General features: G+C 59.6%; 12 protein-coding genes (1 of these 12 cut by a window edge). 5 read left to right on the plus strand and 7 right to left on the minus strand.

Features of this window, described 5'->3' with window-relative positions:
- The 5 genes from RCAS_RS20660 to RCAS_RS20680 all read left to right on the plus strand — a co-directional run.
- Positions 1–134: the end of a nitroreductase family protein gene (locus RCAS_RS20660; protein ID WP_232280084.1), read on the plus strand. It extends 499 nt beyond the left edge of the window; only the last 134 of its 633 coding nucleotides appear in the window; the start codon falls outside the window, past its left edge; its stop codon occupies positions 132–134.
- Between the two features lie 18 nt (positions 135–152).
- Positions 153–1097, plus strand: coding sequence for a 2-phospho-L-lactate transferase (gene cofD, locus RCAS_RS20665; protein ID WP_012122435.1), 945 nt, complete (start codon positions 153–155; stop codon positions 1095–1097).
- 246 nt (positions 1098–1343) lie between these two features.
- Positions 1344–1976 (plus strand): 2-phospho-L-lactate guanylyltransferase, encoded by a 633-nt coding sequence (cofC, locus tag RCAS_RS20670; RefSeq protein WP_012122436.1) that lies wholly within the window; start codon positions 1344–1346, stop codon positions 1974–1976.
- Positions 1970–2959, plus strand: coding sequence for a TIGR03557 family F420-dependent LLM class oxidoreductase (locus tag RCAS_RS20675; protein WP_012122437.1), 990 nt, complete (start codon positions 1970–1972; stop codon positions 2957–2959). The genes cofC and RCAS_RS20675 overlap by 7 nt, the downstream gene beginning before the upstream one ends.
- An 11-nt stretch (positions 2960–2970) precedes the next feature.
- The gene (locus tag RCAS_RS20680; RefSeq protein ID WP_012122438.1) at positions 2971–3387 is read left to right on the plus strand and encodes a PPOX class F420-dependent oxidoreductase; all 417 of its coding nucleotides are present in this window, start codon (positions 2971–2973) and stop codon (positions 3385–3387) included.
- A gap of 494 nt (positions 3388–3881) precedes the next feature.
- On the opposite strand, the gene RCAS_RS20685 is transcribed toward RCAS_RS20680, so the two are convergent.
- The 7 genes from RCAS_RS20685 to RCAS_RS20715 all read right to left on the minus strand — a co-directional run bounded on the left by RCAS_RS20685 (position 3882) and on the right by RCAS_RS20715 (position 13754).
- A complete protein-coding gene (locus RCAS_RS20685) occupies positions 3882–6200 on the minus strand; it encodes a xanthine dehydrogenase family protein molybdopterin-binding subunit (RefSeq protein ID WP_012122439.1) in 2319 nt (772 codons plus the stop codon).
- 12 nt (positions 6201–6212) lie between these two features.
- Positions 6213–6509 carry an Asp-tRNA(Asn)/Glu-tRNA(Gln) amidotransferase subunit GatC gene (gatC, locus tag RCAS_RS20690; RefSeq protein ID WP_012122440.1) on the minus strand — a complete coding sequence of 99 codons (297 nt, stop codon included), beginning with the start codon at positions 6507–6509 and terminating at the stop codon, positions 6213–6215.
- Positions 6510–6529: 20 nt separating this feature from the next.
- On the minus strand, positions 6530–7882 hold the full coding sequence (locus RCAS_RS20695; protein WP_041331204.1) for a CdaR family protein: 1353 nt from the start codon (positions 7880–7882) through the stop codon (positions 6530–6532).
- 21 nt (positions 7883–7903) lie between these two features.
- Positions 7904–8743 (minus strand): diadenylate cyclase CdaA, encoded by an 840-nt coding sequence (cdaA, locus tag RCAS_RS20700; RefSeq protein ID WP_085979089.1) that lies wholly within the window; start codon positions 8741–8743, stop codon positions 7904–7906.
- A 148-nt stretch (positions 8744–8891) separates the two neighbouring features.
- Entirely contained in the window at positions 8892–12170 is a 3279-nt protein-coding gene (locus tag RCAS_RS20705; protein ID WP_012122443.1) for a tetratricopeptide repeat protein, read from the minus strand.
- A gap of 146 nt (positions 12171–12316) precedes the next feature.
- Positions 12317–12937, minus strand: coding sequence for an ATP-binding protein (locus RCAS_RS20710; protein WP_232280085.1), 621 nt, complete (start codon positions 12935–12937; stop codon positions 12317–12319).
- A 97-nt stretch (positions 12938–13034) separates the two neighbouring features.
- A complete protein-coding gene (locus RCAS_RS20715) occupies positions 13035–13754 on the minus strand; it encodes a DnaD domain-containing protein (RefSeq protein WP_012122445.1) in 720 nt (239 codons plus the stop codon).
- Positions 13755–13978: the final 224 nt, after the last annotated feature.

The raw sequence follows: 13978 nt of genomic DNA on the forward strand, positions 1-13978 counted from the left end.
AAACTGTCACGGCGGCGCTTGACCTGGATCCGGCGCTGATACCCCATGCGCTGATTACCGTTGGTTACGCCGCCGTCGAACCGGTCCGTCGGGAACGGTTGCCGTTGGAAGCATTGATCGTTCGCTTTGACTGATTCCTGCGGGGTCTTCGTATGATTGTCGTTCTGGCGGGAGGCGTCGGCGCCGCTCGTTTCCTCGAAGGGTTGGTGCAGGTCGTATCGCCGGAGATGATTGCCGCAATCGTCAATACCGGCGACGATATGGTCTTCCACGGGTTACATGTATCCCCAGATATCGATATCGTGACGTATACCCTGGCCGGTATTGTCGATCCGGCGCAGGGTTGGGGGATTCGTGAGGATACTACCCATACCTTGTCAATGCTGGCGAGGCTTGGCGCTGATACCTGGTTCAAACTTGGCGATCGCGACCTGGCAGTGCATATTCGTCGTACCGAGTTGCTGCGCGCAGGATGGACCCTCTCACAGGTGACGGATGCGTTTCGATGTGCACTGAATGTCGGCATTCGGGTGTTGCCGATGAGTGATGATCCCGTGGCAACCGAGATTTTCACGCCAGCAGGGTGGCTGCATTTTCAACAGTATCTGGTGCAGCGCCGCGCCCGTGATGAGGTGCGAGGGGTGCGTTTCGTTGGCATCGAACAGGCGCGCCCGGCGCCGGGAGTGCTCGAAGCGCTGCATACGGCTGAAATGATTGTGATCGCCCCAAGCAATCCGGTCGTCAGTATTGGCACGATTTTGGCGGTGCCTGGCGTGCGTGATGCACTGATGGCATCGCCAGCGCCAACTGTGGCGGTCAGTCCGATCATTGCCGGCGCGCCGGTCAAGGGACCAGCCGCGCCTCTCATGCGCGCCGTCGGGCTGGAGGTTTCAGTGCGCGGTGTGGCCGCCTGCTACCGCGGCTTGATTGATGCGCTGGTCATCGATCAGGCGGATGCCAGCCTATCGGATGATATTCGATCATGGGGGATTGATGTGATGGTGACCGATACCGTCATGCGTGGCCCTGCCGAGAAACGTCGCCTGGCGGAAGCAACGATCGCTGCTGCAAGAACTGCCGCGCGTCGCCGTTCGTAGGAGTTGCTGACGCGCAGGTTGTATCTGCTCGCCTTATACCAATGACCTGTGACCATCCGGCATGGTCGCCCCGATCAGCGCGAGGGGTCTTGCACGACCCGCGCAGATTCCTCGCTCCGCTCGGAATGACAAGTCGCTCCGCTCGGAATGACACGCATGCGGCATCTTCAATCGTCATTGGTATGACCTGGCAACCGAAGCCACAGCCGAGGGGTGTGAAGTTCGCAAGGGGTGTGAAGTTCGCAAATGGACCTCTACGCGATTGTTCCGGTCAAGGAGTTGCGTCATGCAAAGCAGCGCCTTGCGCATGCGCTCGATGCACACGAACGGCAGGAATTGTCGCTGGCGATGCTCGGCGATGTGCTGGCGGCACTATCACAATCGCAGGTGCGTCGGGTGACGGTGATCAGCAGGGATACAGCGGCATATCAAATAGCCACTGCTTATGGGGCCGTGATTGCTGTCGATCAGACGTCTGATCTCAACGCGGCGCTGTATCAGGCGGCTGTGGATGTGCCTGATGACGCTGCTATCCTGATCGTGCCCTCGGATGTTCCGCTTTTGAGGGCGGATGATGTGATGATGCTGGCAGCCCAACCCGGCGTGGCAATCACGCCAGCCCATGATGGTGGAACAAACCTGCTGCTGACGCCGGCTATCCGAGGATGGACGTTTCTGTTTGGTCCTGACAGTTTTGTTCGTCATTGTGCAGAAGCGCGGCGGCGGGGGTGGACAGTGCATGTGGTGCGTCTGCCGCACCTTGAGCGAGACATCGATGAAGTTGACGATCTGGTCTGGCTGGCGCAGCAACCCGGACATACGGCGGCGCAGCGTCTGGCGCGGGAGTTTCTCATGCGCAAAGGAGCACGCATATGGTAATCATCGGATATGCCGCAGCCCTGGAACAGTTTCATCCGAACGATCTACTGGCATACTGCCAGCTCGCCGAGCAACATGGCTTCAAGGGAGTAATGGCAGCGGATCATTTTCAGCCGTGGGTGCCACAACAGGGGCACAGCGCCTTTGTCTGGAGTTGGATGGCCGCGCTCGGTGCAACAACGCGCACCCTGACGTTCGGTCCGGGTGTGACCTGCCCATCGTTCCGATACCATCCGGCGGTTGTGGCGCAGGCGGCTGCAACCCAGGCGGCGATGACTCCCGGTCGTTTCTGGTTGGGGTTGGGCAGCGGCGAGGCGCTGAATGAACATGTCGTGGGTGGTGTCTGGCCCGAACCGCATATCCGTCTTCAGATGCTTCAGGAAGCGGTCAGCATTATTAAGAAACTGTTCACCGGCAAAGTTGCCCGGCACGACGATGGGAAATACTTCAAAATGGAGCGGGTTCGTCTCTGGACATTGCCGCCGGATCCGCCACCGATCTACATTGCGACGGCTGGACCGGTGACCGCCGAATGGACCGGAAGAGCGTGCGATGGGATTATCACGCCTGGCGCCAGCCCCGATAAATTGCGGATGCTGCTAGGGAAATTCGAGGAGGGCGCGCGGAAAGCGGGGAAAGACCCTGCGCGAATGCCGAAACTGCTTCAGTTGCACATGTCGTGGGCGGAAACCGCTGAAGAGGCTATGCAGAACGCACTGACCGAATGGCCCAACGGTGGCATGCCCTTCCCCAAGCAGGATATTCGCAACCCGGAAGATTTCGCCGAAATTGCCAAACTGGTGCGACCAGAACACTTCAAGAACCGGATGTTGATCTCATCCGATCTCGATGAACATCGCGCATACATTCAGCAGTTCATCGATCTGGGATTTGACGAGATTCATGTGCACAACGTTGGTCGCAATCAGGAGCAGTTCATCAAAGCGTTCAGCGAACAGGTCATTCCACGTCTCAAAGCATAACGGAGCGCGACATGAATCATCGTGCCATTCAGGTTGCTGCGATCCCGGAGTCGCACCGCGATCTCCTCGAACGACCGTTGATCATGATCCTGGCGACAACCCTGCCCGATACTACACCGCAGGCGACGCCGGTCTGGTTTCATTTTGAAGATGGGTATATCTACCTGAATACTGCCGTTGGTCGGCTGAAGGATCGCGCGATCCGCGCGAATCCGTATGTGGCGCTGGTGGTGGTGGACCCGGATAATAGCTACCGTTACATTCAGATTCGCGGGCCGGTCGTCGAGATCAACGAAGAACAAGGACGCGCGCACATCGACTATCTGGCGCGGCGGTATACCGGTGCGGAGCGGTTTACGTCGAACCCGCCGGATCAGCAGCGGGTTCGGTTCAAGGTTGCGCCGGAGAAGGTCAATGTGATGGGGTGAGGCGCCATGATCGGCGGCTACATTTGGGCGGGCAGGGCTCAGCCCCTGCCCATGGGCGTCGGGGCAGGGCGCAGCCCCTGCCTATGGGTGTCGGGGCAGGGCTCAGACCTGCCTATGGGTGTCGGGGCAGGGCGCAGACCCTGCCTATGGGCGTCGGGGCAGGGTCTGCGCCCTGCCTATGGGCGTCGGGGCAGGTCTCTCAGTCCCTGCCCATGGGCGTTGGGGCAGGGCTCAGACCTGCCCATGGGCGTTGGGGCAGGGCTCAGACCTGCCCATGGGCGTTGGGGCAGGTCTCTCAGTCCCTGCCCATGGGCGTTGGGGCAGGTCTCTCAGTCCCTGCCCATGGGCGTTGAGGGCAGGTCTCAGACCTGCCCATGGGCGTTGGGGGCAGGTCTCAGACCTGCCCATGGGCGTTGGGGGCAGGTCTCAGACCTGCCCATGGGCGTTGGGGGCAGGTCTCTCAGTCCCTGCCCATAGGCGTCGGGGCAGGTCTCTCAGTCCCTGCCCATAGGCGTCGGGGCAGGTCTCAGACCTGCCCCAACTTGTATTGCCCGCCACAGCATTTCTGCGCGAATGGGAATCTCGGTGACGCGCACGCCGGTGGCATCGCGGATGGCATTGGCAATCGCTGCTGCGCCAGCCGTGATCGGCGGCTCACCGACACCGCGTGCGCCGAAGGGACCATGCGGCGAGGGATTTTCAACCAGAACTGTCTCGATATCTGGGACCTGATCGAACGCCGGCAGGTTGTAGTCCATGAAACTGGCAGTCAGCAACTGACCGTACTCGTCGTATACCATTGCTTCGTACAATCCCCAGCCAATGCCTTGTACCGAGCCGCCATGGATCTGACCGGCAACCATCGTCGGATTGAGGGCAAATCCGACATCCTGAATGGCAACGTACTGTTTTAACGTCACCTGTCCAGTCTCGGGATCGACATGCACCTTCGCCAGATGGGCCACGAAACCGGGTGCATTTTCTGAAACGGCGGCGCTGCCCTCGGCAACGATCGGTCCTGGTCCGCCAGCCTTGCTCTCGGCAATGGCGGCCAGTTCGCCAATCGAGATCGCTTTGTCGGGGAAGCCTTTGACGCTCACCATGCCGTTCCGAAGTTCGAGGTCGGCGGCGCTGGCTTCGAAGTGGTCTGCCGCTACATGGAACAATTTCTCGCGCACGGCGCGCGCTGCACTCGCAACCGCCCCCGCTACGCTGTAGGTTGTCTGGCTGCCGCCAGACGGACCGGCAAAGGGACCGCTGCGCGTATCGCCTTGAATCAGTTCCACCTGTTCGGGCGGAATATTGAGAATCTCGGCAGCCACCAGCACAAGCGACGAATTGACGCCGGAAATATCGACCGATCCAACGTGGACGCGCACAGTCCCATCGGTATCGACGCGGCAGACAGAAGCAGCGGGTGACATGCCACAGGGCCATCCGCCAACGGCAATGCCGACACCCTCGTTGGGACCGACCTCTCGATCCTTCCATGCGGGATGGTCGCGTAGCCGCTCAAGCACCAGTCTCAGCCCAATAGGGGGCCAGGGATCGTTATTGCCCATCGGATCGCCGGTTTCGGCAGCGTTTTGCAGCCGAAATGCGAGCGGATCGCGCCCGAGCGCGCGGGCAATATCGTCGATGGTCGACTCGATGGCAAAGGTGGCGGTTGGTGCTCCAGGAGCGCGGTAGGCGCCTGCCTGTGGTTTGTGCGTCAGCACCTCATAACAATCTATCTTCACATTTGGGCACTTATAATAGCCGCCGAGCAGAATGCTGACGATACCTCCCAGGGTAAAGGGAAAGACGCCATTGTCCATCAACACCCGCGCCTGGATTGCCGTCAGTGCGCCGTCGGCGCGCGCGCCAACCTTCAGTTCCACGATTGCTGCTGGCGAAGGCGTTGTTGAAAGAAAATCCTCAGTGCGGGTGAGCACAAGACGCACCGGACGTTTGACGGTCACAGCAAGAGCGGCGACCAGCGGATCGATAATACCGTACTTGGCGCCAAAACCGCCGCCAATCGTCATGGGCACGACGCGCACCTTATGCCGGGGCAGCGACAGGAGACGCGCTACTTCGTCGCGCACGCTAAACTGACCCTGTGTGCTGGCGTACACGGTCACGCCGCCACGGTATGGGTCTGGCTCAGCAACCGACGCATGCGGCTCCAGATAACCCTGGTGCACCATCGGGGTGCAGTAGACCCGTTCGATGATCACATCGGCTTCTGTGAAGCCGCGCTCGACGTCGCCGCGCGCAAAATGCACCTCGTCGTGAATATTCGAGGGTGCGCCGGTTGTTTCCTGTTCGCCTTTGTCGACCGCAGCGTGGGCTGCGGTCAGGTCGGCGCCTTCTTTCGGCAACCCTTCGGTCCAGATGACCGGCGCATCGGGACTGGCGGCTTTGCGCACATCTACGACAGGCGGCAGCGGCTCATACTCGACGACCACGCGATCGGCGGCATCACGCGCCGCTGTCTCGGTTTCACCGACGACCGCCACAACCGGTTGCCCGCGCCAGAGCACACGATCCTTTGCCAGCACGGCACTGTGGCGCGAATTAACGGCACGATCGCGCGTTGGCAGGTCATCGGCGGTCAGCACCGCAACAACACCCGGCATTGCCCGCGCAGCGCTGGCATCGATCGAAACAATGCGCGCATGCGCATACGGGCTTAACACCAGGCATGCGTGCAGCATACCGGAGATCTTCAGATCGCCAGCGTACTTCGCATTGCCGGTTACCTTTTCCAACCCTTCGATCAGGCGATGCCCCTTGCCCAGGTAGCGAAACGTTGATCCATTGTGAGACACAGGCTTCCTCGCTTATGACGCTTCTTCAAAGATGGCACGGACGCGAAACATTCCATCCTGTTGTTCGGGAGCGTTTGCCAGCGCCTGTTCGCGCGGCAGTGACGGACGCACCTCATCCTCGCGCATCACATTGATCAGATCGGTCACCTGCGCAGTTGGTGGAACAGCGCTGACATCGATCTGCTGCAACATCTGAAAATGATCAAGAATCTTCGACAATTGATCGCGCATATGCTCCAGTTCATCTGGCGAAAGGCGCAGACGCGCCAGGCGTGCGACGTGCTCCACATCTTCCATGGTCAGCAACATGTCATGGTCCTCCCTCCTTCTTATGGTGTTGCAGTCGGCGTTGGCGTTTCGCCCGGCGTCGGTGCTGGTGTGCCAGGCGATGCCGTTGGTTGAGATTCGTTCTCAATCGTTAATGTCGGCCCCGGCGTCACCGTTGGCGGCAGGCGCAGCGTCACGAAGACGCGCGGCGCCGGCGCTGCCAGCGTCACTCCTTCGGGGAGTGTAAAGGTTGGTTCGAGTTCATATGTTCCCGGTCCCAACCCACGGACATTGACCACGCCAAGCAGTTGAGTGCTGGACAATGCCTCGAGTTGCGCAGATGTGCCTGTCAGGGCGACAGAGACCACGTTCGGACTGAGTGACGCCAGCATCCCTTCGCTTATCCCGATCATCTGAACCGATGCCGGTACTGTGACCTGAAATGGACGGTTGATCGGCGCAATGCGGATCGTCACGAGCGCCTCCGTCGGCTCGCCGAAGCGGAGTTGCGTACCGCGTGGCGCAATGAGCGACACTGTACGGGTGAAGGTTTGAGCGGCGCCGGTAACGTCCACATCGGCGGTTAGAACATTCTCTGCGTCATCGAGCGGTCCTGAACTACCGGTCAGCGTGACGAGCAATGGCGACACCTCGACCCCGGCGACCACGTACCCGCTGGCGGGGAATCCGGTGATCGACGGCACAACCGGCACGCGCTTGAGTCCGACGCTGGAAATGATCGGCACCAGAATATCGGCAGTGGCCGGCTCAACCGTCACGCCAGCTACCGGTTGTCCGTTGGCATCGACCGGTTCGAGCGTTCGTGGAGAATTATAATTTGCCGTCAGGCGGTCAATGTCGACGCGCGCGCGCACCGCAGCCACACGTGTCACTCGTCCCTGTGGTCCGCGCACTGTCACGGCCGTCAATGGCTGCCCACGCGATGTCACCTGCGGTGCGCGCGCCTCAAAGCCAAAAGGGACGACACCGGTGGTTTCAACCGTCAGCGCAACGGTTTGGGTGATTTCCTGATCCAGCCGGATGAGCAGATATTCAGGTTCAACGGCGGTGCGCAGGCGGAGTGAGCGGGTGGTGACGACATTGACCGGTACGTTGTGCTCGCCTGGTCCGCGCCCGGTAAGATCGACGAAAGGGCGCAGATCGCTGATGCGCACATTATTCAGGGTTTCATCGTCTGCCAGGACGGTCAGATCGACCTCTGGGCGCTGCGCGCGGGGCAGTCCTTCCTTATCGATCACGATCAATCCTGGCGCCAGACCTTCGATGTCTACCGGGATATTTTCATACGCAATCGACCGATCAGGATTCTGAGTATACGAGACGAACACCCACAGCGTAAATGCCAGGATCAAAGCCAGCAGAAAGCGCAGGGCTGAAGTATTCAGGAAATCCACCACGATAACCCTTCGAGCGGTTCAGGTTTTCGGCTCTTCGTCGAGTTGCACCTTGAGCAGCCCCGCGAGCATACTCCGCAGCCGTGCTTCATTGAGATAACTCACCATACGCCCGTCATGCACCAGTGAAATCGCGCCAGTTTCTTCGGACACCACCACAGCGATAGCGTCGGATTGCTCAGAGATGCCTTTTGCTGCGCGATGGCGCGTGCCAAGGCGTCGCGGTCCAACGATGTCTTCACTGAGGGGAAGCACGACGTTGGCAGCCAGGATGCGATTGCCGCGCACAATGACTGCCATATCGTGCAGTGGCGCATTCGGGTAGAAAATATTCAACAAGAGCGGCACTGCGAGGCGCGCGTCGAGGATGACACCGCGATCGGCGTATTCTTGCAGTCCCGTCTCACGTTCGATCACCATCAATGCGCCGATGCCCTGCTGCGACAACTGTTGTGCTGCACGTGAGACGCCGTTCACGGTATCGATCAATTCTGAGCGATTGGCACGCGAAAAAGGGCGCCCCAGCAGATCATTGGTTCGTCCCAGGCTTTCCAGCGCGCGCCGCAGTTCTGGTTGAAACAGCACTGGGATGGCCACGATCAGCGCCGGTTGAATGGCGTTTTCGAGCAGCCAGCGCAGCGTTTCGAGCGGCAGCACCGAACTGAGGGCAATCGAGATGACCAGCATGATGCCAAAACCGCGCAACAAGGGTACGGCGCGCGTGCCTCGAATGACGCCGAGCAACCAGTAGAAAATCAGTGCGACGATCCCAATATCAAGCAGCGCGCGTGGGTCGACGAAGGGATTGAGACGGTCGGCGAGGCGATTGATCCATTCCAGGATGCTGCGAATGTCAGGCATATTGTTCCATCGGTGCACAGCACGTCGGGAGAGTCGTTCACGCATATTTTACCGCTATCCCGGCGTTTTGGGATGACACGATGGTGATAGAAACCATCGTCGGCGCCATGCCTGCGGCAATCACCTCGCTGTCGCTGCGCGCTGTGCATCACCGGTTTCCTGCCTGTTGTTGTTCGAGCATCCGTCTGGCTGCTGCCTGTAACGCTTCGACGCGTTCAATTTCGACGCCTGGCACTTTTGCCAGCCTGGTATAGATGCGGATTGCCTGTTCATATTCCTGCCGCCGCATAAGCGCATCACCGAGTTGAAACAGATTATCGGTATCGTTCTGGTCGAGTCCGTAGATTTGATGCATCTCCGCAATAGCGTTATCCAGATCGCGCCGCTGGAGCAGGATGCGAATAATCTGTTTCTTTTGCGCAACGGCTTCACGCGTCATGCCGGCCAGGGTGTACATAAACGACAGCCACTGGCGTGCTTCAATATCATTGGGTGCGATATGCACGATTTTGTCATAGAGTGCGCGCGCCTCCTCCTGCCTGCCAAGCGTCCAATGCACCTCGGCCGCCTGCTGAAGGTTGGCAATGGCGTCTTTGATCTGCCCTTCCTTCCGTTGAAGTTCTGCGACACGCGTCAGCGCTTCGACGCCTTTATCCAGGTAGCCGCGCCGGATATACATTTTCGCCAGGCGATGGCTGATCGGAATATTGTTGGGCGCCAGGCGCAGCGCATTTTCGAGTGCCTCGATCGCGCGATCCAGCATCTGGCGCTGCTCATAGTGGGTCGCCAGTTCGTCGAGTTGCGTCAGCGCTTCATTCAGGCGACCCTGCCGAAAATAGATATCGGACAGTTTGGTGTAGATCGCGCGGTCGTAGGGCAGAAACTGTTTGGCTTCCTGAAGCGCGCGTTCGGCGCTGGCGAGATCGCCGACAGCGGCATATGCTTCCGCCATACGGCGCACGATTTCGCCCTGAGAAAGGGGGAGCGAAAACGGATAACGGGCGTTTTCCGGCGGCGGCGGCGCAGGAGCAAGATCCAGGGCATGCTGAAGCTGGCGCAACGCCTCACTCGCCTGACCCAGTGCAATGTGACTATCCGCCATTGCCTGATAAACCAGGTGTGGCGTCAGAGTCGGATCGTTCTCGGCGTTCAGCAGTTCGATGGCCTGCTCGAACTCCAGCAGCGCCGATGGATGTTGCCCGGCGTGCTGCTGAACAATGCCCAGAATGTAGTGCAATATGGGAAGATCGGCAACCAGTAACGTGGCGCGGTACTCGGATTGTACTTCATTCAGGCGTTGGGGATGCTGTTTGAGCTGGTCGAGCAGCGTCGCCAGCGATTGCCAGACGGCGACGGGTTGCTCACCCATAATGGCCAGCGCCATGTTGATGCGTGCAATATGAACCGGATTCTGCTGATCGAGTTCGAGAGCGCGCCGGAAAGCGACCAGCGCTGCCTCGGCGCGGTCGAGTTTCAGCAGCGCCTGCCCATACTGTGCGTGGAGTTCTGCATTGGACGGCGACCATTGCAGGGCGCGTCGGTACTCCTCGAGCGCTTTGGTCGTTTGTCCCATCCGAAAATAGGCGCCGGCAACAATGGCAAGTTGCTGCGCTGCCTCTTCGTTTCGTCCGTCAGCGCGCAGCAACTCAGCCAGCCGCGAACGCGGCATAATTGTATCGGGCGACAGTTCGATCAGCCGGTAGTAAACGTCGATGGCGCGCCGGGGTTCTCCCCGCGCCACATACGTGTCGATCAACAGTTGATACTTGATTAATGCTTCGTCTTTGCGTCCATCGCGCTCGTAAATCTCTCCCAATCGCAGGTGAATCGGCAGATACTCCGGGTTCAGCCTGATAACCTCCATACATGCGTCGTTGGCTGCCAGCATCAATCCCTGTTCGACATACTTTTCGCTCGCCAGCACATACCGTTCACCGATTTCATCCAGTCCGGTCGTGTCGAGCGGTGTTACCGGTGCAACGGGAACGTGTTCGGGATGCGGCAGCGTTTCGAGGATTGCCAGCGGGTCGACCGGTTCGGCGGCGACTGATGGGGATGGTTCAAAGCGATGATGGTCGGGGGTCTGTGGCTCAGGCGCTCGCAGAAAATCGGTAATAGGGCGAATTTTCCCCCAGGTTTCGGGCATCGGACTTTCGGGAGGCGTTTCGGGTTCAGGGGCGGATGGCGGTGATGTCAGTGCGCCCGTGCCGAGCGTGCGGAGTTTGGCAAACATATTGCGCTCGGTCAGGTCTTTGGCTTTCTGGCGGAACTCATCGGCGCGCTCGCGTCCCCAGCGTTTGCCCTGAAGAAAGTTTGCCAGCGTCGAATAGAGCGTTGCAGCGCGCGCAATGTCGTTGAGTTGAATATAGATCTGCGCGGCGCTCTCGTACATCTGGATCATATCGTCGGCTTCGGCGCGTCCAATCGATTCCAGCGGCAACAGACGAATAGTTTGTTCGTATTCGTGCGCTGCTTCGGGCAGTTGGCCCAGCGCCTGATACGCCTGACCAAGCATATAATGCGCTGAAAGGGCGTATTCCGGGTCGCCAGCGGCGCCCTGCAACAGTTCCACCGCGCGTTGATAGTCGCCGCGTTCCTGATACAGCAAGCCCAGGCTATAAAACACATCGCTGCGGTCGGTTCCAAGTTTGAGCGCGCGTTCATACTGCTCGATGGCGCCATCAATATCGCCGGCCTCCTGACGTTCGTGCGCCAGCGCGATGATTCGTTCGATGGCGAGGTGCGCACCGCGCAAACCGCCGGTGCCGATAATGGGCAATACGGTTGCATCGGCGGCGGTTGCGGTCGCTTCGATTGCTGATTGGACCGTCTGTGCCAGGGCATCGTGGAGCGCCGCGATTAACTCTTTGGCTTCACGATTGTCGGGTACGCAGCGCAACGCCATTTCCGCCAGTTCCGCCGCCTGTTCGAGGCTCCCACGCGCTTGAGCGCGCCGTGCCAGTTCGAGATAGTGCGTTGCCGCCTCTGCACTCGCGCCCTGATCGGCGAGCAACTGCGCCAGACGCAGCCGCTGATCGTCGGCGTCGGATTGCAGGCGTAGCGCCTCGCGTAAGGCATCGATGGCGCGTGCAGCCAGTTTGCGGTTCATCTGAAGATCGGCAAGTTGCACATAGGCGTTGGTTGCCGCCTGCACGTCGCCGAGACGCTCGTGGGTACGCGCCAGATATTCCAGATAGAATGGATTGCCGGCATCGATGCGACGCAATTCATCGAAAATCTGAAGCGCCTGCGCATACTTTGCGGTGTTGAAGAACGCAACAGCGACAGCCAAGCGCGCATCCAGGTCCTGAGGGAATTCTTGCAAGGCGCGGGCTGCCTGTTTCAGCGCCTCGTCCCAGTTCATAAGCCGCGCTGCTTCGCGGCTTTGCTCCATCGCGCGGTCGAACAATGCACGGTTGCCTGGCATGGAAGACCCCTGATACGGCACACTGGCGTGGATGCTCCCATAGTAGGAGGAGCGTTGATCTTACGGGTACGCGATCCGTCGCGCATACATTAGAGGCATGATAGCACAAAACGGTCGTATCCGGGAATGATCGCGCGCCGGACCGTCTATTTCAGGCGGCGTTGCGCATTATTGATCGGGTAGCGTTGCGCCAGTGGCAGCCTGCGATAGTCGGCAGCGTCGATAATGATATGTTCTTCGCAGAGTGCGCGGTCGGACATGCGTGAAAAGATACGCGGGTCGATCTCCTCGGGTTTGCGATTGCTGGTAATGACCGTCGGTAATGCAAAATTGTACCGATGATTAATAATCTGAAACAGTTTTTCGCGCGCCCAACTGGTCGTGTTTTCGGTGCCGAGATCGTCGAGGATGAGGACATCCGCCTCACGAATATCCTCGAAACGCTGATCGTACTCGATCTCGCTCGATGGTCCAAACGTCGAGCGCAGATGGTCGAGGAGATCAGGAACGACGGCAAAGAGCACACGATAGTGGTTCTGGATCAACTGATTGGCGATGGCAGCCGCCAGGTGGGTTTTGCCACACCCATAGTTGCCAAACAAAATGAGCCAGCCGCGTGGTTGGCGCGCATATTCGAGCGCACGCAAATAAGCGCGACGAACGCCGGGGACGTTTGGGTTGAAGGTCTCGAAGGTCTTGTCGAGAAATGCCGCCAGATTGCTGATTTCCAGCAAGCGCGCCGCTTCGCGCTGTTCCTGTTCCGCCATTTTACACACGCACGGGAAGAGTCTGGCGAAGTCGGGATGCCCAAAGGGCACCGCTTTTTTGTAAAACCCTGAACCGCCGCAGTGAGGGCAGACCGCGCTACTGGAGGTCGGAGACATCGCTGCCACGGCGGAAGAGGTCGCCGTAGGCGCCACCGACGTATTTCTCGACATCGATAGGTCGGTCGGTTCGATCCTGCGCATCGTTTCGTCCATGGGTCGCCCACCTCTCGAGTATCTTCTTGACATAGCGCCAGGAGCGGGCATTGGCGCGCACCGCTTCTCGCATGGCATCTTCGATCCAGTGTGCCGGGTAGCGCTCTTCTGCCTCGCGCAGGTCATCAAGCAGCATGGGGGTCACCAACCCGATATTCTGCTCGTACAGCGTGATCAGCGACGGGCGATCATTGGGAAGCGGCGGGTTGGGCGCAAGCGCTACGCCCGACTGCCCGACCTGCTCGACCCACGCGCGGTTTGCAGCGGTATTCACAATGTACCAGTTGATGGTGCGCGCGCCATCGGGCAGCGCGATATGGAGGAGCGTCGTGCGACGCACGGCGGCGTCGAGTCCTTCGGCAAGCAATTCTTCCGGCGGGCGTAACCGTGTGATGGCGCGCAATCCGCGCCGCAACACGCGATCTGACGCCAGTTCGTCCCAACTGATCCGCCGTGGCGCAGGACCACGCTGCCGACTCAGGCGATAGAAGACGTGCAGTGTGACTTTGAGTTCGCTGGGAAGTGTGATCTGCGGCAACACTTCGGTAAAGAACTCACCCGGTAGTCCTACCAGGGCGTCGGTTGTGAAGCCGGTGAATGCCATTGGCTAGTCCGCTCCTGCGTCAATGAGCGTGCGTCGGATCGGAAGAGAACATGCATGTTCTATGCCATTATAAACGACAGGCAACCGTTCGCAGGTCTCCGATGCACGGGCGTCGCGCCCTCGTCGCGGGTGCGCGGGCGTTGCTTCCGCATCAACGCTGGTTACATCCATTCCACTAGTGATGTTTCATTTCGGAGACCTCCCCGAACCTCCGTTTGGCGCGG

The sequence above is a fragment of the Roseiflexus castenholzii DSM 13941 genome (assembly GCF_000017805.1).
Lineage (GTDB): Bacteria > Chloroflexota > Chloroflexia > Chloroflexales > Roseiflexaceae > Roseiflexus > Roseiflexus castenholzii.